This window comes from Agrobacterium larrymoorei, assembly GCF_030819275.1.
GTDB lineage: Bacteria > Pseudomonadota > Alphaproteobacteria > Rhizobiales > Rhizobiaceae > Agrobacterium > Agrobacterium larrymoorei_B.
On the sequence record NZ_JAUTBL010000001.1, the window covers coordinates 1,145,289 to 1,166,068 of the forward strand.

23 protein-coding genes and 1 pseudogene are annotated in these 20,780 nt (G+C 57.7%); 9 read left to right on the top strand and 15 right to left on the bottom strand.

Annotated elements, in window-relative coordinates; translation table 11 throughout:
- Nucleotides 1-28: 28 nt before the first annotated feature.
- From QE408_RS05250 to dnaN, 11 genes are all read right to left on the bottom strand, one after another.
- A complete protein-coding gene (locus QE408_RS05250; protein ID WP_306929123.1) occupies nt 29-919 on the bottom strand; it encodes an SDR family oxidoreductase in 891 nt (296 codons plus the stop codon).
- Nucleotides 920-2,056: a tRNA epoxyqueuosine(34) reductase QueG gene (gene queG, locus QE408_RS05255; RefSeq protein WP_306929125.1), complete on the bottom strand. Its 1,137-nt coding sequence runs from the start codon at nt 2,054-2,056 to the stop codon at nt 920-922. It lies immediately after the preceding gene.
- 82 nt (nt 2,057-2,138) lie between these two features.
- Entirely contained in the window at nt 2,139-2,831 is a 693-nt protein-coding gene (locus QE408_RS05260; RefSeq protein ID WP_062423668.1) for a glutathione S-transferase family protein, read from the bottom strand.
- Nucleotides 2,832-3,027: 196 nt separating this feature from the next.
- Complete coding sequence (locus QE408_RS05265) at nt 3,028-3,543, bottom strand: hypothetical protein (RefSeq protein ID WP_306930268.1); 516 nt, start codon at nt 3,541-3,543, stop codon at nt 3,028-3,030.
- 152 nt (nt 3,544-3,695) lie between these two features.
- Nucleotides 3,696-4,676, bottom strand: coding sequence for a complex I NDUFA9 subunit family protein (locus QE408_RS05270; RefSeq protein WP_306929126.1), 981 nt, complete (start codon nt 4,674-4,676; stop codon nt 3,696-3,698).
- A 149-nt stretch (nt 4,677-4,825) separates the two neighbouring features.
- Nucleotides 4,826-5,308: a hypothetical protein gene (locus QE408_RS05275; RefSeq protein WP_306929128.1), complete on the bottom strand. Its 483-nt coding sequence runs from the start codon at nt 5,306-5,308 to the stop codon at nt 4,826-4,828.
- A 47-nt stretch (nt 5,309-5,355) separates the two neighbouring features.
- Nucleotides 5,356-5,643: a DUF1330 domain-containing protein gene (locus tag QE408_RS05280; RefSeq protein WP_306929130.1), complete on the bottom strand. Its 288-nt coding sequence runs from the start codon at nt 5,641-5,643 to the stop codon at nt 5,356-5,358.
- Between the two features lie 11 nt (nt 5,644-5,654).
- The gene (gene pyrF / locus QE408_RS05285) at nt 5,655-6,362 is read right to left on the bottom strand and encodes an orotidine-5'-phosphate decarboxylase (protein WP_306930209.1); all 708 of its coding nucleotides are present in this window, start codon (nt 6,360-6,362) and stop codon (nt 5,655-5,657) included.
- A 5-nt stretch (nt 6,363-6,367) separates the two neighbouring features.
- A complete protein-coding gene (locus QE408_RS05290) occupies nt 6,368-6,949 on the bottom strand; it encodes a histidine phosphatase family protein (protein ID WP_306929132.1) in 582 nt (193 codons plus the stop codon).
- A gap of 14 nt (nt 6,950-6,963) precedes the next feature.
- A complete protein-coding gene (gene pmtA, locus QE408_RS05295) occupies nt 6,964-7,557 on the bottom strand; it encodes a phospholipid N-methyltransferase PmtA (RefSeq protein WP_306929133.1) in 594 nt (197 codons plus the stop codon).
- A 170-nt stretch (nt 7,558-7,727) separates the two neighbouring features.
- A complete protein-coding gene (gene dnaN, locus QE408_RS05300) occupies nt 7,728-8,846 on the bottom strand; it encodes a DNA polymerase III subunit beta (protein WP_306929135.1) in 1,119 nt (372 codons plus the stop codon).
- Between the two features lie 271 nt (nt 8,847-9,117).
- Here dnaN and rsmI point away from each other — a divergent pair, with 271 nt between their 5' ends.
- The 9 genes and pseudogenes from rsmI (at nt 9,118) to QE408_RS05345 (ending at nt 16,747) form a co-directional block, all read left to right on the top strand.
- Nucleotides 9,118-10,035 (top strand): 16S rRNA (cytidine(1402)-2'-O)-methyltransferase, encoded by a 918-nt coding sequence (gene rsmI, locus QE408_RS05305; protein ID WP_306930210.1) that lies wholly within the window; start codon nt 9,118-9,120, stop codon nt 10,033-10,035.
- Nucleotides 10,025-10,393, top strand: coding sequence for a YraN family protein (locus tag QE408_RS05310; RefSeq protein WP_306929137.1), 369 nt, complete (start codon nt 10,025-10,027; stop codon nt 10,391-10,393). The genes rsmI and QE408_RS05310 overlap by 11 nt, the downstream gene beginning before the upstream one ends.
- An 11-nt stretch (nt 10,394-10,404) precedes the next feature.
- Nucleotides 10,405-10,959: a sugar O-acetyltransferase gene (locus QE408_RS05315; RefSeq protein WP_306929139.1), complete on the top strand. Its 555-nt coding sequence runs from the start codon at nt 10,405-10,407 to the stop codon at nt 10,957-10,959.
- Between the two features lie 141 nt (nt 10,960-11,100).
- The gene (locus QE408_RS05320) at nt 11,101-12,399 is read left to right on the top strand and encodes an extracellular solute-binding protein (protein WP_306929141.1); all 1,299 of its coding nucleotides are present in this window, start codon (nt 11,101-11,103) and stop codon (nt 12,397-12,399) included.
- A 200-nt stretch (nt 12,400-12,599) separates the two neighbouring features.
- The gene (locus QE408_RS05325; RefSeq protein ID WP_306929143.1) at nt 12,600-13,571 is read left to right on the top strand and encodes an ABC transporter permease subunit; all 972 of its coding nucleotides are present in this window, start codon (nt 12,600-12,602) and stop codon (nt 13,569-13,571) included.
- 11 nt (nt 13,572-13,582) lie between these two features.
- On the top strand, nt 13,583-14,425 hold the full coding sequence (gene ugpE, locus QE408_RS05330) for a sn-glycerol-3-phosphate ABC transporter permease UgpE (RefSeq protein WP_306929145.1): 843 nt from the start codon (nt 13,583-13,585) through the stop codon (nt 14,423-14,425).
- 12 nt (nt 14,426-14,437) lie between these two features.
- Entirely contained in the window at nt 14,438-15,541 is a 1,104-nt protein-coding gene (locus QE408_RS05335; protein WP_306929147.1) for a sn-glycerol-3-phosphate import ATP-binding protein UgpC, read from the top strand.
- Nucleotides 15,542-15,625: 84 nt separating this feature from the next.
- Nucleotides 15,626-16,208, top strand: a pseudogene (locus tag QE408_RS05340) (helix-turn-helix domain-containing protein).
- The gene (locus QE408_RS05345) at nt 16,208-16,747 is read left to right on the top strand and encodes a GNAT family N-acetyltransferase (protein WP_373465511.1); all 540 of its coding nucleotides are present in this window, start codon (nt 16,208-16,210) and stop codon (nt 16,745-16,747) included. The pseudogene QE408_RS05340 and the gene QE408_RS05345 overlap by 1 nt, the downstream one beginning before the upstream one ends.
- 33 nt (nt 16,748-16,780) lie before the next feature.
- On the opposite strand, the gene QE408_RS05350 is transcribed toward QE408_RS05345, so the two are convergent.
- From QE408_RS05350 to QE408_RS05365, 4 genes are all read right to left on the bottom strand, one after another.
- Nucleotides 16,781-19,288: a methyl-accepting chemotaxis protein gene (locus QE408_RS05350; RefSeq protein ID WP_306929149.1), complete on the bottom strand. Its 2,508-nt coding sequence runs from the start codon at nt 19,286-19,288 to the stop codon at nt 16,781-16,783.
- Between the two features lie 249 nt (nt 19,289-19,537).
- Nucleotides 19,538-19,717, bottom strand: coding sequence for a hypothetical protein (locus tag QE408_RS05355; RefSeq protein WP_306929151.1), 180 nt, complete (start codon nt 19,715-19,717; stop codon nt 19,538-19,540).
- A gap of 139 nt (nt 19,718-19,856) precedes the next feature.
- Nucleotides 19,857-20,045, bottom strand: coding sequence for a Trm112 family protein (locus QE408_RS05360; RefSeq protein WP_306929153.1), 189 nt, complete (start codon nt 20,043-20,045; stop codon nt 19,857-19,859).
- Nucleotides 20,046-20,054: 9 nt separating this feature from the next.
- Nucleotides 20,055-20,726 (bottom strand): LON peptidase substrate-binding domain-containing protein, encoded by a 672-nt coding sequence (locus QE408_RS05365; protein WP_306929155.1) that lies wholly within the window; start codon nt 20,724-20,726, stop codon nt 20,055-20,057.
- Nucleotides 20,727-20,780: the final 54 nt, after the last annotated feature.

Sequence of the window (20,780 nt, forward strand, 5' to 3'; positions counted from 1 at the left end):
GGCCGTTTGCATGGATTTTTCACCCTTCTTAGATGAACGTCCATTCATCTTTCCACGCCCCGCTCTCCCATAATTGGCGCAGCGATGCGCGGTAATCTGGATAGCGAAACGAAAAGCCCATGTGGCGGAGCTTGCCGTTCGAGACCCGTTTGTTCTCGCCATAGAAGGACCGGGCCATGGGGCTCAGTTCGGCAGTCTCGAAGGATTGTTCTGGGGGAGGTTCGATCTTCATCAGCTCTGCGGCGAATGTCAGCACATCCTGTGGCGGCGCCGGTTCGTCGTCGGTCACGTTGAAGATGCCGCTGGCGTTGCGTGAAACGAGAAAGGCGCTGGCGGCCCCTATGTCCTCGACACGGATGCGATTGAACACCTGATCCTGCTTGATAAGGCGCCGGGCGGTTCCCTTCTCGAGGTTCATGAAGCCATTGCGCCCCGGTCCATATATGCCCGAGAGACGCAGAATAGAGAGAGGCACGGAAGCGTCATCCGCCGCTTTTGTCCACGCCTGTTCGGCCTCTACTCGCTCCAGCGAGCGCGCGGAGACAGGTTTGCAAGGCGTTTCCTCATCCACCCAGGCACCGTCGTGATTGCCGTAAACGCCAACCGTGGAAAGATAGGCGACCCACTCCAGTTGCGGCATAAGCGACTTCAGATCCCCGCCGCACAGGCGCATCAGGGGATCACCCGTCCTGCCGGGAGCAATCGATTGGACAAGATGCGTGACTGTGGAGAGTTCGCTCCGTATAGCGCTGTCAAGCGTCTCGCCGTCGAAGATAAAGGGGGTGATGCCGAGGCTGCGTAGCTTATCGGCCTGTTCGGCGCCTCGCGTCGTACCGCACACCCGCTCCATGCTGCCCTGAAGACTTTTGGCGATCGCTCTGCCGGAATATCCAGCACCGAAAATCATCAGCTGCGACATCTATACTCCTGCGATACGCCATTCTTCCTGCACGTCCGAATCGTCTTCGGCCGTGTGCGCCGCAGCGTAAGCATGGAAGCTTTGCCTGTCCATCAACTGCGACAGCGCCCAAACAGCCATGCCGCGCACGTCCGGTGACGCATCCGCTGTGAGTTGTTTGCACTGTTCGATAAAGCGACGATCCTTCGAATTGCCGGCTGCGATCAGAACGTTGCGGACGAAGCGGTTACGGCCAATCCGCTTGACCGGCGATCCGCTGAAGAAGGTTCGGAAGGCCGCGTCATCGAGCCCAAGAAGAAAATCAATCTGGGGCTCCTTGAGATCCTCGCGGGCCTGCAACTTCATCTCCGAAGCGCTTGCCGCAAACTTGTTCCAGGGACAGGCCGCAAGGCAATCATCGCAGCCGTAGATGCGGTTGCCGATCATCGGCCTGAATTCGTGCGGTATCGGCCCTTTATGCTCAATCGTCAGATAGGAGATGCAGCGCCGCGCATCGAGCTTGTAAGGCGCCGGAAAGGCATTGGTCGGGCAGGCATCGAGACAGGCGCGACAGGAGCCGCAGTGATCACGCTCAGGCTCGTCAAGACAGAGTTCGGCGGTGGTGAACATGCTGCCGAGAAAGAGCCATGAGCCGAAGGAGCGGCTGACGAGATTGGTGTGCTTGCCCTGCCAGCCAAGACCGGCAGCTGCAGCCAGTGGCTTTTCCATGACCGGCGCGGTATCGACGAAGACCTTGACGTCCTCGCCCGCACGGGCCGCGAAGCGCGTTGCGATCTCCTTCAGCCGTCCTTTGATCACATCATGATAGTCGCGGTTGCGGGCGTAGACAGAGATCGCGGCCTTGTCCGGCTTTTCGAGGATTGTGCGCGGGTCTTCCTCCGGTCCATAATTCAGGCCGAACATGACGATGGAGCGGACATCGCCCCACAGGGTCTTGGGAGAAGCTCGCCGCTCCGCCGTTTCCGCCATCCACCCCATGGTGCCGTGGTAGCCGTTTTCCAAAAACTGCTGCAAGCGTTCAGGAGCCAGCGGAATGGCCTCCGGCGAGGTGATGCGACAGAGGTCGAAGCCAAGCGTCGTTGCTTCCGCGCGAACGAAATCCGTCAGCTTGCGGGCACGCAGCTCCTGCTTCTGCAAGACCGTGTCGATTGCTTCTCTCCTGGAACGCCTGCCAGCACTGCGCCGACTGAGACGTTATATATAATGCCTCGCGACAGGATTAGAAATCGAGATCGGCATAATGAGAGGAGGGCGCTAGACGTGGTACCCGTTCTGCCAAAAGCGGTCGGAAGGATGGGCGCGATTTTACCCGCTGGTACCATTCCTTGGCAATCGGCGCTTCGAGCCAGTTGATCTCACCAAGATAGTCGAGAATGGAGACCGATGCAGCCGCGGCGAGATCGGCATAGCTCAAGCGATCGCCAGCAATCCAGGTGCGCGACCCAGCAAGCCATTCGAGATACTTCATATGCTGGCGAATGTTCGAGCGCGCGGTCCGCAGAAGTTTCGAGTCCGGTGGACCTCCGCCTTGGGCAGCCGTCATCTGCAATTTGTAGACACGCTCGCGCACCAAGGGCTTGGTGACGTCGTTTTCCATCTTCTGCAAAAACCACTCGGTCAAACGGCGTATCTCAGCGCGTTGAAACGGCTCTTCCGCCAAAAGACGACGATCGCGCTTCAGCACGCCATGCGCCTCATCCAGAAACTCCGCAAGCACATAAGGCCCACAGAGCGAGCGCATATTGTCATCCAGATAGACGGGCAAGGTACCGGCAGGATTGAGCGCTAGAAATTCCCGCCTCTTTTCCCAAGGCTGCTCCTCGACAAGATCGATCTGGAAGCCATATTCGGCAAGGATCAGCCGGACGAACCGCGACGCTGTCGACATGGAGGAATGATAAAGAGTTGGCATTTGCGCTCAGGGTTTGTGTTTCTTGCGGTTGCTTGTCTGTGGTGGAAAAAAGCTCAAAGTGCGGCTTTGGCAGGAAATAATAGACAAAGCTTTTTTAACGTAACTTTAATGCTGCGTTGCACCACAGTCTGTGGGTGGGTGCTGAGCGGCTGCAATAAAAAGCGCCCTGGATTTTTTCTCCGGGCGCTTAGCCTTTTCATGCAACGGCCATCAGGCCACCAGCCTCACTGTGCAGAGATGGAGCTCGTTGCACATGGGTCAACCCCATAGGCGGGAGAGCAACCGGTCTTGCCTGCGGCAACCGTGCCCGGAGCCATGAACGAACCTGCCAGAACAACCAACGCCGCACACGCAAAAAAGAGTGCGATAGACCTGCCCATTTCTCATTGCCTTTCAAAATTAAAATACGAGCGGTCACGCCGCTGGTTGGTTGTTCGATGGAGGATGTGTCGTGATTGTGGCGTTTACCAATAACTGACGTTGCTGAACACCGGGTTAATGTGAAGACTTTTCCACCGTTGCCCTTGCGCCACGCTTGCGGCATTCCCCACGCGTTTCCGCGACATTCCCACCCCTTGAACGTGGCAACGAATTCAACGTTGCCCAGTTCGTTGGGATCATAACGGTCGACGTAATTTTTGGTTGCAATGCGCTTGAAAAAAGCCCCGTGCATAGGCCCTAAAGCGTGTCGCGATCTTTCAGATTCGCTCATACGCTCTAGGTCTTTGTTATTGCATGTCGTGATCGCAAAACCGCTGCGCACTTTTGCGCGACACGCTTTAAGTCGGAATCGACTCCGGGCACGCACGAGGCGTTGGCGTGAAGAGCGAGCGCCGTTCCTGCTTCCAAAGGACGGGTGACGCCTTAAGCAGCCTTTCCGGCGTTGCTGAACTGGCCGTGCGGACGGTAGCTGACCAGATAGGACGAGAGAACCGAGGTGATGCGAACGGGCGTGATCCCCATTCCTTCCAAAGTCAGGCCAGCCTTTGCCGCTTCTGCCGACACCACATTGTCCTTCTTCAACAGGGCAATCTGGTCGGAGGTGAAGGGAGGCTTGATCAGAGGAATGAGAGAGGCGACCGAACCCATCAATGACGCAATGCCAAAGGGCAGGTTGACCATTGGGCGTTCGCGGTAGGTTGCTTCCAGGACCGCCTCAAGACATTGGCGGAAGGTCAAGACGTCCTGGCCGCCAAGCTCGTAGGTGGCGCCGGGCTTCAACTGGCCATCGACGCTGCGAGCGACCGCTTCCGCGACATCCTCGACATAGACGGGCTGGAACTTCGTCTTGCCGCCACCGATCAGAGGGAGGAAGGGAAGCGTGCGCGCCATGCCGGCAAACTTGTTGAAGAAGTTGTCTTCAGGGCCGAAGACGATGGATGGGCGCAGAACAATGGCGTCGGGCAAAATGGAGCGGATCGCGGCTTCGGCACGGCCCTTGGTGCGGGCATATCCGATCGAAGAATTCGCATCGGCGCCGATTGCCGAAATATGGGTCAGCGTCGCACCTGCCGCCTTGGCAGCTTCTGCAACGGCGCGCGCGCCGAATTCCTGCACGGCATCAAACGTATTGCGACCGCTTTCGAACAGCAGGCCGACGCAGTTGACGACGTGATCGGCATCTTCGACAGCCCGAACGATCGAGTCCTTGTAACGCAGATTGGCCTGGGCGAAGGAAATCTGGCCGACATTGCCGAGCGGCTGCAGGAAACCGGCAAGATCCGGGCGGCGAACCGCAACGCGGATGCGATAGCCGCGTTTTGCCAGCGTGCGCACCACATGCCGCCCGACGAAGCCCGAGCCGCCAAAAACGGTGACGAGAGGAGGAAGGTTGGCCAAGGGCATGAGACGGCTCCTGCGAAGCGTTAATGGATATATTCTGGTGTCTTAGCTGAAAGCCGGGCGCACGGGAAGAGAGAACAGTATGACGGGTCCTCGGGACTGAATTCTTGCTTGCAGGGCGGCGGCGGTTGCGAAGGACGATGCCAGTGGCGTCACGAGTTTGCGACGGGCTGCCGCCTCGTAGCGACGAAGTTATGAATGAGGCACAGAGCATGAATTGCGATGATGCAGAAAATAGCGCTCTTCGCGTTCTGCGCCGACACCTGCCAACCAAGAGGGGTCTTGATACCATCCACGACTAGTGGTCCCTGGGCGACATTCACGGAAATAGGAAGCCCAGTTTCCGTTAAAAAAAACGCCGACACCATCATTATAAGACCGTAACAGAAAATCGTGTCCGCGACCGCAACTGTATGGAAATTGATGGGGAACTGGTTGCTTGAGCTAAGCATGCTCATCAACACTGACGCGAAAAACAACATCAGGAAATAAGCGATAAGGCCAGCAATACCCATGAGTACAACAGCGAATACGAAAAACCCGTGCGCTTCGACGAACTCAAAGCCATTTGAATAAACAATCGGTAGCCACGTCACGAAGACGAAAATCAAAAATCGGATGAAGAAAAACATCATGATAGGCCATCCTGCCTGAGGCCGATAGCAAAGCCTTCCGCTGTGCCCTAGACTCCCTCGACGACCACCATTTCCGCATCGGCCACTTCCTGGCGGATTTTTGCTGCAGCCTGGTACTCCTGCGAATTATAGCAATCGACGGCATGCTGCATCGAGGGGAACTCGATGATGACGTTGCGGGCGCGTGCCTGGCCCTCCAGCTCCGTGAATGCACCGCCTCGAGCGATAAATTTTGCACCGTAGCGTTCGAAGGCTGGCTTGGCTGTCGCGACATAATCCTTGTAACGCTCGGCATCGCGAACATCCACGCGTGCGATCCAGTAGGCTTTGGTCATGGTTTTCGTCCTTATCGATTGGCTGGGAAGCTGGCGCGCAGCATTTCGTCCAGAATGGCACGTGCCGCAGCCTTCGGATCGGTCGCCTTGACGATAGGGCGTCCAACGACCAGATGGCTAGATCCGCCCTGAATGGCGTCGAAAGGTGTCACCACACGCTTCTGGTCTCCGGCGTCTGCACCGGTTGGGCGAATGCCAGGGGTCACCACCGCCATGTCGGGTCCGAGGATGTCGCGAACGGCGGCGGATTCTTCGGCAGAGCAGACGATGCCGCCCATGCCCGCTTCTCTCGCCTGTTCGGCGCGCTTGAGAACCAGCGAGCGGGCATCACCCTGGTAGCCTGCCTCCACTAAGTCGGCATTGTCCATGGAGGTCAGAACCGTGACGCCGAGAAGGGTGAGGTCCGAGCCCTTGGCTGCGGCAACGGCAGCGCGCATGGCCTTTGGATAGGCGTGCAGGGTCAGCATCGACATGCCCATCTTGGCGATGTTTTCCACGCCGGAGGCGACCGTATTGTCGATATCCAGCAGCTTCATGTCGAGGAAGATTTTTTTGCCGCTTTGGGCAAGCTCGCGAGCAAATTCCAGTCCACCGGCAAAGACCAGCTGATAACCGATCTTGTAGAAAATGACATCGTCGCCAATGGCGGTAACGATCGACTCGGCCTCCTTGACGGTTGGAACGTCCAGGCCAACGATCAGGCGCTCGTTCGTGGTCATCATCTTTACCCCTGCCAGTTTTCGATGGGCGTCCAGTCGCATGTCACTTTCCGGTCCGCAAGGTCGAATCTGAAAAGATTGCCACCGCCGGGCGGCTGGTCGGTGCTGCGTCGGATCACATCGTGGCTGAGGTGGCTCTTGAGAAGGGTTCCGACCGCGCCATGACCGATAAAGGCAATGGGCTGGCTGGGATCGTGGGGGGCGAGGATGGTTTCGACCGATTTAACAATGCGAGCCTGTGCGTCGGCTGCGGTCTCCCAGCCTTTGTAGCTTGCATGCGGGTGGGCGAAGAACCAGTCAGCGGCCTTTTCGAAGAGGTCAGGCGGAAGAAAGCCGGTCGCGCTTCGGTCGTTCTCGTGCATGTCCTCAGCAGTTTCGACCGCAAGATCGCTGGCGCGGGCAAGATATTGCGCCGTTTCGATCGCTTTCGTCTCGGTGCTGCTGACGATACGGCGCAAGTCGCGAACCCAAGGCTGCGAGAAGGCTCTTTTCGCCCTCTCTGCGCCTATGTCCGATAGTCCCCATTCAGGAACGGGAACCTTCGGATCGATGCGAACCTGCGGATGGGTTATGTAGAGAGCGTACATCCCCAAAGAGTAGACTAGCTGCGGGTATAGGTCCACAGCTGCGCAGGCGGAATGTTGCGCACCACGAAGTCGAAATGGCGAATATGATAGAGATGAGGCTGCGCCACGATCGGTGAGACCGGGCCGTAGGAAATCTGAACAACAGGGCGGCCATGCGGAATGCGGTTCAGTAGCTCGTCCAGCAGCTTGATTCTGGCGGCCATCGGAAAGTTCAGCATGGGAACGGCGGAAATCACACAGTCGAACATCTGGTCCTTCTGGTCGCCCAGCGTCTTATCCAGATCGAAAGCATCGCCATTGATGAAGTTGACGCCTGGATAGCTGCGTAGAAGCTGCTGATAGAAATCCGTCGAATATTCGATGGCCGTCACCTGGTCGGGCCTGAGGCCCCTGCCGAGGATGGCTTTGGTGATGACGCCGGTTCCGGGTCCGAGTTCAAGAACGGGCAGGCCTGAGTGAGGGTTGATGACGCTCGCCATCCGCCGCGCGGTGATGCCGGAGGTTGGAACGATCGCGCCGACTTTTTTCGGCTGATTGACCATTCCCTTGAAGAAGCGGATTTCTTCTTCGAATTTCCGGCCGAAGCGTTCTTTCAGGCTCAGTCCCATGTCTTGTCCCCTTATTTGTCGTCAAATACCATTTGTTGAAACTATGGCGACATCTTGTCTCGAACGGCGCAAATCAAAATCAAAATGTCGCATTTGGAAAAACTTATCTCACCTCTGGAGCGAAAAAAAGCCGGAGGAAAATTCCGCCGGCTTTTTTCAGGAATGTTGTCTTAGACCCGCATCGGCATCAGCACGTAGAGCGCATCATCCCCCGCTGTATCACGCACCAGCGTCGGCGAGCCTGCATCGGCCAGCAGGAAGATCGCATCTTCGCCGGACAACTGCGCCGTGATATCCAGCAGATATTTGGCATTGAAGCCGATTTCCATTGGGTCGTTCTCGTAACCGACCGCTACTTCTTCCGTCGCACTTCCTGAATCCGGGTTGTTGACGGTCAGCGTCAATTGTCCGTCGGTCAAGGCAAGCTTGACCGCACGGCCCCGTTCCGAAGAAATGGTGGATACGCGGTCCACGGCCTTGGCGAAGCTGCCGCAATCGACGCGCATTTCCTTGTCGTTACCGGTCGGGATCACGCGCTGATAGTCGGGGAAGGTGCCGTCGATGAGTTTTGACGTCATGACGATATCGCCGATGGTCAGACGGATCTTGGCGTCGGATACTTCGACGGCCACTTCGAGTTCGGGATTATCGACGAGCTTCTGCAGCTCACCCACGGTCTTGCGCGGAATGATGATGCCCGGCATGCCCTCCGATCCGGACGGCGCATCGACATCGGCGCGCGCGAGACGGTGGCCGTCTGTTGCAACGGCGCGCAGCTTCAGGTCGCCACCGCTTTCGATCGTGTGGAAGAAGATGCCGTTCAAATAGTAGCGGGTTTCTTCAGTGGAAATGGCGAACTGCGTGCGATCGATCAGCATCTTGAGATCGGTGGCTTTCAGCTTGAAGCTGTGGCTGAAGGTGCCCGCGGTAAGGTCGGGGAAATCCGTTTCCGGCAGGCACTGGAGCGAGAACTTGGAGCGTCCGGACGCCACCGTCATCGACGAGCCGTCGGGATTGGTCGCGAGAAGCACTTCAGACCCGTCCGGCAGCTTGCGGACGATTTCATAGAGCAGATGTGCCGGCACGGTCGTCGCACCCGCCTGTTCCACCATGGCCGGTGTCGCTTCTGTGACTTCCAGATCGAGGTCGGTCGCCTTCATGTCCAGATTGGCGCCGGAGGCGCGCAGTAGAATGTTCGACAGGATCGGAATGGTGTTGCGCCGTTCGACCACGCGATGCACGTGGTTCAGCGACTTCAAAAGGTTGGACCGCTCGAGAGTAATACGCATGGACGCTACCGCTTTCAACCGTTGCGACCCGGCGGTGCCGGATCGGCAAGATAGTCTTTCCCGGCCTGATGCCGGATAATGGGACAGGCAAAATGGCAGAGTTATCGTGCAAAATGCAAGAGGCCTGCATTCGCTAGTCCTCCCTATTCCACGCTATCGCGCATGATCCACAGATAAGAGTGACATCTTGCGCTTGTTCCGCCGCTTCCAATTGCCCATAAGTGCTTCCGTGGAATGGCAAAATAGATTGGACTGACCCGTGACAGACGAAATCAACCATGACCAGACGGAGACGTCTTCGGGCAAGAGCTTTCGTATCGCAGGCGTTTCGGTCCCAGCGCGGCCTTTGGAGAACGCGCTCTATCTCGTGGCCACCCCCATCGGCAATCTCGGCGATATCACCTTGCGGGCACTCGAAACTTTGAGCTCCGCCGATGTTCTCGCCTGTGAGGACACACGCGTCACCCGCATTCTTTTAGAGCGCTATGGCATCCGCAACCGCCCTTACGCTTATCATGAGCATAATGCCCAGGAGGTTGGGCCGAGGTTGATTGCGGCTCTGGAGGCGGGCAAGTCGGTCGCTCTCGTTTCCGATGCCGGAACGCCGCTTGTGTCCGACCCCGGTTATCGGCTCGGACAGTTGGCGCTCGAAGCGGGCTATCGCGTCGTGCCCATTCCTGGCCCGTCCGCACCGCTTGCTGCCCTCGTCGGATCGGGCATGCCGAGCGACGCCTTTCTGTTCGCTGGGTTCCTCCCCGTGAAGGATCGTGGCAAGCGCGATCGCTTTGCCGAGCTTGCCAAAATTCCGGCAACGCTGATCTTTTTCGAATCCCCGCATCGCATCGGCGCGTCCGTCCGCGTCGCTGCCGAGGTGCTAGGGCGCGAGCGCCGCGCCGTGGTTTGTCGCGAACTGACAAAGACCTTTGAGGAATTCCGCCGGGGGACTTTGGGCGAGCTTGCCGACTATTACGACGAAGATCGCACGGTGAAGGGTGAGATCGTCCTTCTCGTCGAGCCGCCATCCTATGACGATATCCCCGATATTGAAGATGTCGAAAAGCTGTTGAAGGATCTGGTGTCCACCATGCCGGCGGCCAAGGCGGCCGCGGAGGCGGCGAAACTTACGGGCCTGCCGCGCAAGGAACTCTACCAGCGACTGCTCGACATGAAGGATAGCAATGGCGGCTGACGCACGGCATGTGAAAAGACGCCGCGCGGAAAAGCGGGGCCACGCTGCCGAATACTGGGCGGCACTTTATCTCATGCTGAAAGGCTACCGGATTCTAGCGCTGCGCTATCGCACCCCACTTGGTGAAATCGATCTCATTGCCCGGCGAAAGGATGTCGTCGCCTTTATCGAAGTGAAGGCCCGTCGCTCGGAAAAGGACGCTGTGGATGCGGTAAGTTTTCAATCGCAACAGCGCATTCGTGGATCTGCCGATTTGTGGCTGGCGCGGCGTCACGATGCGCATAATCTATCCTCGCGTTTCGACATCGTCGCTATTCTGCCGCGGCGTCTGCCAGTCCATTTCATCGATGCTTTTTGAGGACGATTTCCATGTTGAGCGAACGCGAAAAAATGGCTGCCGGGGAATGGTATTCATGCCTTGATGACGAGTTGGACGCACTTCGGATCAAGGCGCGTTTCGCTGTTCATCAGCACAATACGCTTCCACCGGATGAGCGCGGGTCGATTGGCGCGTTGCTTCGCCGTCTTTTGAAGTCGGTCGCTGACACTGCTTTCATCGAAGCGCCGTTCCATTGCAGCTACGGCGTCAATATCAGCCTGGGAGAAAGGGTCTATCTTAACGCAGGCTGCACGATCCTCGACTCGGGCCGCGTTGAAATTGGCGCAGGCTCCATGCTGGGTCCCGGCGTCCATATTTATTGCGCCGATCATCATCGGGATATCGCTCTGCGCGGGCAGGGGATCGAGAGAGCAAGGCCGGTCGCGATTGGCAAAGATGTCTGGATAGGCGGCGGCGCCATCATTCTGCCGGGTGTGACGATTGGTGATGGAGCCATTGTCGGCGCAGGTTCGGTGGTGACGAAGAGCGTTGCGCCAGGCGACGTTGTCGTCGGCAATCCGGCGCGCTCGACGCGACGTAAATGATCTACCTGCGATTGCCCGGCGTGATTGGCCTGCAATTTCGGAGCTTCTCACGTAATAAATCTGACATGAAACTGTAAAATCCCCGTCACGGAACGTCCCTATTCGCATCCTCACCCAACAAGGGCGGTAGAGGATCGAAAGATGATCAAGAAAATTTCCATGGCCGTGATGGCCTTCAGCGTTTCCGCAACGTCTTCCATGGCGGCAACCAACATCACCTGGTGGCATGGCATGGGCGGCCGCAATGGCGAAGTCATCAATGAGGTCGCGCAGAAGTTTAACGCCGCGCAGACCGCATGTGCATTGACGCCGGTTTCCAAGGGTTCTTACGAAGAAGCGCTGGCAAGCGGCATCGCTGCCTTCCGCTCCGGCGAGCAGCCGAACATTCTCCAGGTTTTCGATGCAGGTGCAGCCACAATCATCAACGCCAAGGGCGCTGTTATCCCAGCGGAAGACATCATCACCAAGGCCGGTTACAAGTTCGATCGCGAAGCCTTCATTCCTGGCGTTCGCTACTTCTACGCCGCAGCGGACGGCAAGTTCGTCGGCATGCCGTTCAACTCCTCCGCACCGATCATGTACATCAACACCGAAGCCCTGAAGAAGGCGGGTGTCGAAGCGCCAAAAACCTGGGAAGAGTTCGAGGCCATCGCTCCGAAGTTGAAGGAAGCTGGTTTCATCCCGCTCGTACAGTCGCAGCTGACCTGGGAGTTCACCGAGAACTTCTTCTCGCGCAACAACATCCAGTTCGCCACCAACAACAATGGTTACGATAGCGTCGTCGATACCAAGCTGAAGGTGACCGATCCGAACCTCATCACGATGTTCGAAAAGCTGAAGTCCTGGAAGGACCAGGGCTACTTCGCCTATTACGGTGCTGGCTGGAACGACAACCAGAAGCCGTTCGAAGAGAACAAGGTCGCCCTCTGGATCGGTTCGTCAGGCTCCTTCGGCGGTCTGCAGAAGACGGCACAAATGCCATTCTCGGCAACTTTCCTGCCCTATTGGGGCGCGATCAAGGGCGCTGGCACCAACTCCTTCATCGGTGGCGCGGCCCTATTTGCCATGTCCGGCAAGCCTGAGGCTGAAAACAAGTGCGTGGCAGACTTCTTCCAGTTCCTGACCTCGCCTGAAATTCAGAAGTTCTACCATGAAGCCACCGGCTACGTCGCCATCACCAAGGCCGCTTACGAGCTGGCGAAGAAGGAAGGCTACTACGAGAAGCAGCCTGTCGCCGAAGTCGGCATCAAGCAGCTGTCGCTTCCAGGCGGCGAATGGTCCAAGGGCTATCGCCTCGGCTTCTATCCGCAGATCCGCGCCATCATGGAGCGTGAATATGGCCGCATCTTCTCCGGCGAAGTCTCCGTAAAGGATGCCTTCAACATCATTGAGAAGGAAGGCAACGACCTTCTGGCGCGCTTCGCCAAGACCGCTGGCTGATAACACGGTCGCCCAATCGATGGACCTCTCCTCGGATCGGGGAGAGGTCCGTTCCAATATGTGCAAGCCGCTTCCAAGTCGCAGCCGTCCTTGCCCCATGGGCAGTGATGATGCGCGGCACACAAGCAGGGCTCTCTGAAAAAATCACGGACGGACGTCTTCGCTGAAGCCCGGTCCATAACCAAGGAAGGTTTGCGGACGTGACCTACGTTCCCTCCCAACCGAGCGCCACCCAGGTTCTTCCCGGCCTTGCCGCGAAAGCGAAGAAGCCTGCCGCGGCGACAGAGACGGCCAAGCGCGTCCAGTTTTCCCCTTCGCTGCTGCCCTATCTCTTCCTCGCGCCGCAGCTTCTGGTCATTTTCGTCTTCTTTTATTGGCCGTCGGTGCAGGCGGTTCAGTCCTCTTTCTATATCGAGGACCCCTTCGGCTTCGGCTCGACCTTCGTCGGTTTTTCGAATTACACGGATGCCCTGTTCAGCGCGGAATATCTGAGCATCGCGAAGTTCACCGGTATCTTCACCATTCTCGTGACGGTATTTTCGCTGGCCATTGGTCTGTTGCTGGCCGTCAAGGCCGATGCCGTCATCCGCGGTGCTTCGGCTTACAAGACGCTATTGATCTCCGTCTATGCCATCGCGCCGCCGGTGGCGGGCTTGATCGGTATGATGTTTTTCGACCAGCATATCGGCCCTTTCGTCAAGATCGCCGCCTTCTTCGGCTGGCACATGCAGGTGGGCGTCAATTACTTCGACACGGCTTTTGCCATGGTCTTCGTTTCGGTCTGGAAGCAGATCCCCTATAATTTCATCTTCTTCCTGTCGGGCCTGCAAAGCGTTCCGGTTTCGGTCCGCGAGGCGGCCTATCTCGATTGCCGCTCTGGTTTTCGCCGGTTCTGGACCGTCATCATGCCGCTTCTGGCGCCGACTGCCTTCTTCCTGCTGATCATCAACGTCACCTATGCCCTGTTCGACACGTTCGGCGTCATCGACGTGATGGTGAAGGACAAGGCGGCCAACAACCCGATCACTCTGGTCTACAAGGTGTTTCTCGACGGATTCCGCGGCAACGATATTGGCGGCTCCTCGGCGCAATCCGTGATCCTGATGGTCGTCGTCTTCGTGCTGACCGTCATGCAATTCCGCTTCCTCGAAAAACGCATCCATTACGGTTGAGGTGTTGACCTATGTATAAGACCAAGCCTCTCGACCATCTGGTGCTGATCATCGGCTCGCTGTTTCTGGTTCTGCCGGTCATCGTCGCCTTCATGACCTCGACGCATACCGCAGCCGAAATCCACATGAACGGACTGGCTCTCACGCCCGGCAACAATTTCATCGCGACCTATGAGAAGGTGCTGACGCAGAAGGGCGGCTTTACCGGCCAGGTGACCGGCTTCAATATGGTGATGAACTCGCTGATCCTCGGCATCGGCTTTGCTGTCGGCAAGATCGTCCTGTCGATGATGGCAGCGTATGCCATCGTCTATTTCCGCTTCCGCTTCGCAACGCTTGCCTTCTGGATCATCTTCACCACGCTGCTACTGCCGCTCGAAGTGCGCATCATGCCGTCCTATGAGGTGATGAGCAAACTCGGGCTTTTGAACTCCTATACCGGCCTCATCGTACCGCTTCTGGCCTCTGCCACCGGCACCTTCTATTTCCGTCAGTTCTTCAAATCGGTGCCGGACGAGTTGCTGGAAGCGGCGCGGATCGATGGCGCAGGGCCGATCAAATTCTTCATCGACGTTTTGATCCCGCTGTCGCGCACCATGGTGGCAGCGATCTTCATCATCATGTTCGTATATGGCTGGAACCAGTATCTCTGGCCCATGCTGATGACCAATGATGAGAGCTTCTTCACGCTGATGCGCGGCATCAAGTCGATCCTGCAGGTCTGGGTCGGTTCGCAGCTCCCCGATTATAACGAGGCTTTCGCGCTGGCCGTTCTCGCCATGCTGCCCCCGGTGATGATCGTCGTCATCTTCCAGAGCTGGTTCATCAAGGGCCTCACCGAAAGCGATAAGTAAAGGATACCGACAATGGCCGAGATCGAAATCAGTCAGGTCTGCAAGGATTACGCCAACGGCATGCGCGCCGTCCACGATGTGGATATCTCCATCAAGGACGGCGAGTTCATCGTGCTCGTCGGCCCCTCCGGCTGTGGCAAGTCCACGCTTCTGCGCATGGTGGCGGGTCTGGAGGAAATCTCCGAGGGCACCGTCAGCATCGGCAACCGTATCGTCAATGATGTGGAGCCAGCTGACCGCGATATCGCGATGGTTTTCCAGAATTATGCGCTTTACCCACATATGTCGGTGCGCGAAAATCTGGAATACGGTCTGAAGAACCGCAAGACGCCAAAGGCCGAGATCGATGCCCGTGTGGCGGAAGCCGCCCGCATGCTGCAACTGGAACCTTATCTGGAGCGCAAACCGCGGGCACTTTCCGGCGGTCAGCGACAACGCGTCGCCATGGGCCGTGCCATCGTGCGCAAGCCAGCGGCTTTCCTCTTCGATGAGCCGCTCTCCAATCTCGATGCCAAGCTGCGCGTCTCGATGCGCGGTGAGATCAAGCGGCTGCAACGCCGCCTTGGCACCACCTCCATCTATGTGACGCATGACCAGTTGGAAGCGATGACTTTGGCGGATCGTCTCGTGGTTCTGAATGCGGGACGCATCGAACAGATCGGCGCGCCGCTGGATGTCTACCACACGCCCGCCTCTACCTTTGTCGCAAGCTTCATCGGCTCGCCTGCAATGAACCTTCTGTCCGGTGAACTGCATGGCGATCGGCTGGCGATTGGCCCTGCGATCTTGTCGTTGAATGGTGTGGCGCCGACCTCCGGCCCGGTGACGGTCGGCATGCGAGCGGAAGATTTGCGCATTGCACATGGGGATGAGCCTGCCTTGCCGTTCTGCCTCGACTATGTCGAGGAACTCGGCTCGCAGCGATTGGTGCATGGTCTCGTCGGAGATCAGTCACTGACGGTGGCACTTTCCGCCGAGCTGCAGCTTCCAGAAATCTTCGCCTTGACCATCAATCCTTACAAGCTGCACTTCTTTGACAACGAAAGCGGCAAGCGGATCGCTTTTGGGTTCGCCTCTCAAGGCGCGGAGCCGCGGTTGGCGCAAGCGAACGTCTAATCTCGAAGATGAAGCCGGGCGCGGATATGCGGACCGGCTTTTTTTGTCCATTGACTCCATTATAAGATCTAATATTCTCTTATCATGGAAAATCAATTCGATCCCCTTGAACCCGCCATCGCCATGCGTCTGAAGCTTCTGCGTGAGCAGAGTGGGCTGACGCTGGATGGACTTGCGACAATGTCCGGCGTGAGCCGTGCCCATGATATCCCGCATTGAACGGGGGGAGGCGAGCCCCACCGCATCGCTGCTTGCCCGCATTTGTGCGGCTCTCGGCCTCTCGCTGTCGCAGTTCTTCGCCGAGAATGAGACACGGTCGTCACCGTTGGTAAAACACGGTGATCAGCCGACCTGGAAAGACCCCGAGACCGGCTATGTCCGTCGCGCCATTTCCCCGCCGCGTATGGGCTCCGATGTCGATATCGTCGAGGTTTCGCTGCCCGCGTCGGCCCGCGTCAGCTTCCCACCCCATCCCGCCAGCAAGGGCATGACGCAATATGTCTGGCTGTTCGAAGGCGAACTTACCATGGAGCTTGGCGAGCAGACTTACCAGCTGGCGCCGGGTGATTGCCTGTTCATGCCCGTGGGCGATGGCCACATTTTTCACAATCCATCCGACATCCCGGCACGCTACGCCGTTGTGCTGGATCAGAGAAAGCGCATATGATGGAAGAACCTATTGTAACCGTCCGACTTCTCGATCGTCAGCAGACGCTCGATGCCTTGCCAGAGCTTTGCGAAGTCCTGTCAGACTGCGTCAATGGCGGAGCCTCGGTCGGCTTCATGCTGCCTTTTGGGCCAGACGACGCGCGCGGCTTCTGGCAGGATGTTGCGGAAGCAGTGGGTCGTGGCACGACACTCCATGCGGTGGCGGAACGAGATGGAGAGGTGGTCGGCACCGTCCAGGTGGGTCTTGCCACCAAACCGAACCAGCCTCACCGCGGCGACGTCATGAAACTGCTGATCCATCGTAAGGCGCGGGGGCTCGGTCTGTCACGCAGGCTGATGGCGAAAGTGGAGGAAGAAGCGACGCGTCTCGGACGGCGGCTCCTCGTGCTGGATACAGCAACAGGCAGCGAGGCGGAAGCGATCTATCCGCGCTTCGGCTGGCAGCGCGTCGGAGTTATTCCCGATTTCGCGCTCTTTCCAGACGGTCGTTACTGCGGAACGACGTTCTTCTACAAACGCATAGGTCCGGCCGAATGACCGGACCTATGTTGGAGGCGCGGCTCTTCGAGATCAGGCTGCGTAACGGGTGGCAGCGCTGTCCTTCGTCAAGCGGAACTGCTGCAGCAATTGCAGCAACTGATCTGTTTCGGTGTTGAGTTGCTGTGTCGCTGCACTCGTTTCTTCCACCATGGCGGCGTTTTGCTGGGTGAGAACGTCGACCTCTCCAACTGAGCCGTTGATCTGTTGGAGTACGACCGCCTGATCCTGTGTCGCCTGGGTGATCTGGTGCACCTGATCGCTGACCTTGGAGATCTGAACGCCGATTTCCGCCAGGGCTTCGCCTGTCTGGTTCACGAGGTCCGAACCTGCCGAAACCTCTTGTGTCGAGACGGCAACCAGTTGGCGGATTTCCTTGGCGGCAGAGGCCGAACGCTGCGCCAGTTCGCGCACTTCATGGGCGACGACCGCAAATCCCTTGCCAGCTTCGCCTGCCCGGGCCGCTTCCACACCGGCATTCAATGCCAGCAGATTGGTCTGGAAGGAGATGGAGTCGATCACCTCGATGATGTTGCCGATCGTCTGCGAGGCCGCCTCGATGCGCTCCATGGCCGCAACCGCGTTTCTGACGATCATCAGGGATTCATCGGTATGGCGGCGCGTGTTGTCGACGATGCTGTTGGCCTGACGAGCACGCTCCACCGCATTGCGCATATTGGAGTTGACCTCATCGACGGCCGCTGCTGTTTCTTCCAGCGAAGCGGCCTGGCGCTCGGTGCGTCGGGACAGATCGAGCGTGGACGCCGACATCTGCTGTACATTGATGCGGATGGTTCCAACATTATCCTGGATGCCGCCGATCGTCTGGCGCAGCCGCTGCATGGACTGGTTGAAGTCGACGCGCAACTGTTCCAGATGGCCGGTAAAAGGCGTATCGATCGTGGTGGAAATGTCTCCAGAGGACAGTCGCTCCAGGCCATCGCCCAATGCTGAGACCGCGAACTGAATCTGACGGTCGAGCTCTCTGCGCTCCGCCTCGTTCATCTGCCGCTCCGCGTCGGCTGCAGCACGTTGTTCTTCCGTCTGCGCTTCAAGACGCAGACGTTGCGCGGCGTTCTCCTTGAAGACTTCCAATGCACGCGCCATGTCGCCAATCTCGTCATGGCGGGTGTTGCCGCTCAGCGGCACGTTGACGTCGCCGGTGGCGAGACGCTTCATGGCGCTGACGATCGTCAGGATCGGACCCTTGAAGGTCATGACCAGACCGATGCCGGCGAAAATCGCGATCAGGATGCCGGTGAGCATGGCGGAAATCGAGATGCCATCGGCCTTGCTGCGCTCGCTATCTGCCGCAAGACGCTGGGACTCTGCAAAGCCTGTAAGCTGCTCCCAGATATGGCCGATCTCTTCCGTTGCCTTGGCGAAGGCCGCCTTGCGCTGGTTGAACATGGCCAGGAGATCTACGGCGTTCTTGTCGAGTTTTGTAGAAAGTGCATCGATCAGGGTGCCGCTTTTGATCGCGCTTTCGGACATCGTCTTGTCGGACATGACCGCACCCGCCGAGACGCTGAGACGGAAAGCCATATCGCGGAACCGTTCCAGCCCGTCCTTTGTCGGGGCTGCGGCAAAGCCCGCCATCTCAAGCTGCAGGTTTTTGGCGTCGTCAGCGATCTGGCGCGCCATCGTCAGGAAGTTCTCGGCGGGCTCGATCTTGCCGTCCAGTTGCCCGAACACCTCGGCGGCCTGGCGGGATTTAACCGTGGCAAAGCCCTGGAGGCGGATCGTTGCCGGGCGCATCATGTTGATCGCCTGATCGATGGTTCCAACCGTCATGTCGTTGACGACGCCGACATCGACCTGCTGGCGGATATGTTTCACATTTTCGGAAATCTGATCGATGACGAGCTTCTGGTCGGCAACCGCTATGGCCGAGAGCGACTTCGCCGTGGCCTCCAGCCCGCCGATCGCATCGCGAATGACCGCAATCTTTTCTTCTGGAACTGTCCGCTTGTTGAATTCGGTGACGACGGTGGCGATCAGCGTCGCGCCGCGAACCAGCCTGTCGGCTTCCCGCAACATGACCTTAGCCTTTGTCTCGTCGGTTTCGAGCGTGCTGCGGATGTTGGTGGCGTTTGCCAAAAGCCCGTTGAGTTCTTTCGTCGCGGCCGCCATATCGCCATTCATCTGCGAACGGAGCGCTTGCTCCTTCTGGTAGAAGGACCACAACTCATCCACCTGGACGCCGATCAGAGAGGTGCTTTTAATGGCGTCCTGAATGGCAGGATCGCTTCCGTCTCCCGTCATCTTGAGAAAGCTGATCTGATCATCGATCTGATGGTGAAGAGTAGTGCGTGTCTCTTCCGTGGTGTTGTGAAGAAACGAGGTCATGCTTTCAAAGACCTGCTTGAAGCCGGTCAAGGACTGCAGGGTCGTGTTGGAAATATCCATGCGACCTTGAAGCAGCTTAGAGGTGTAAAGGCCCGATATTCCAACCGCAAGAATACTGAGAATGAATGGTGCGATAAAGACAATAACCTTTGTCTGGATCTTAAAACGTGCCAGAACTCTATCGATAAACATGCTGCCCCAAAGCCTCTATGATTTCTATGCCGTTGATTGTTATTGGTTTTCGGCAGAGGAGACTTTTTGCAATCAAGCTTTGAGAAAACGTTAAAAAGACCCCGTATTTCTTGCTGGTAACGGGGAGCGTGCGGGCCTGCCCATTAAATACGCGGATGCATTAATTGGCGATGTGGCGACTGGATGGTAGCGGCGTCGATCGCGTTATCATGCGCCGCGCCACACAAAATGATGAGGTCTGCTAACCACTCAGCCGGAGCCTGGGTTGATATCGTTATCGTCCTCATCCGGCAGCGAGCCTGCACCCGGCGTCTTGCTGTCGTCGGTCAGATGTTTTTTCGCGTGGGGACCTGCCGCTGGAATGTCTTCATTGCGCTTGGTCTTCTCGTCGGTCTCTTCGATGGTCTGACGTGCGTTCTTGTCTTCCATGGTTCAGGTCCCTCATCGCAATCTCATGTTTGTCGTCAAGGATCGAAACGCACGGGGAAAATACCAGTTCCCTCTCCAGATGGAGCACGGCGCTGCATCTCAAGGATGCTTGCCCCGTTTGGGGAGACGACTGAGGGTGTCAGTCTTGAATCTTGCGCGCTTCTGAAATCAGCATGATTGGCACGCCGTCCCGGATCGGGTAGGCGAGCTTGGCGCGTTCGGAGATCAATTCGTGATGCTCGCGGTCATAGGTTAGCCTGCCCTTGGTCAAAGGGCAGACCAGCAGATCGAGGAGCTTCGGGTCAACCTTGCTCAGCTTTTCATCCATGGAGATGGCTCATTGTAGGATCACACTACCTTCCGCGCCACCTTGAGCGAGCACGATCTCCATAATGGCGATCAGTGCGTCGGCGCGGGATTTCAGATCCGGGGCTTCCAGCAGTGCTTGTTTTTCCGCTGGCCCAAACGGGGACATCATCGACAGTGAGTTGACCAGCACGCGGTTGCCAGCACGCTCCACGCTATCCCAGTCTGCTTCCAACTGATTCGACTCAAGGAAGTCGCGGAAAACGCGCAAGAGATTGGCGCGATCGATGTCTTCCTCTCCATCCTCACCCGATAGATCGGCGATGAATGGGGCCTGCTTGAACACCCGGTAAGGCGTCTTTTCCTCAAGCTCTTCCAGCAGCCTGAAACGACAAACGCCCGTCAGCGACACAATGTAGCGGCCGTCGCCGGTCTCAGAAAATGAGGTGATGCGACCGATGCAGCCGATAGGGCTGAGCGCACCGCCCTCGGTTCCGGCTTCGAGAGCCTGCAGGGCTGGCTGGACCATGCCAATCAGTCGATGGCTTGCAATGGACGCATCGAACATCGCCAGATAGCGCGGCTCGAAGATGTTAAGTGGCAAGTGCCCTTCCGGTAGCAGCAAGGCACCTGACAAGGGGAAAACAGGAATGGTCTCGGGTAGATCGCTTTCTTTCAGATATCTCGCATTTCCGATGTGCATCGGAGGGATTCCTTATGTCTCATCGTTCCCGCTCCAGTCTAGATGAGGAGCGGG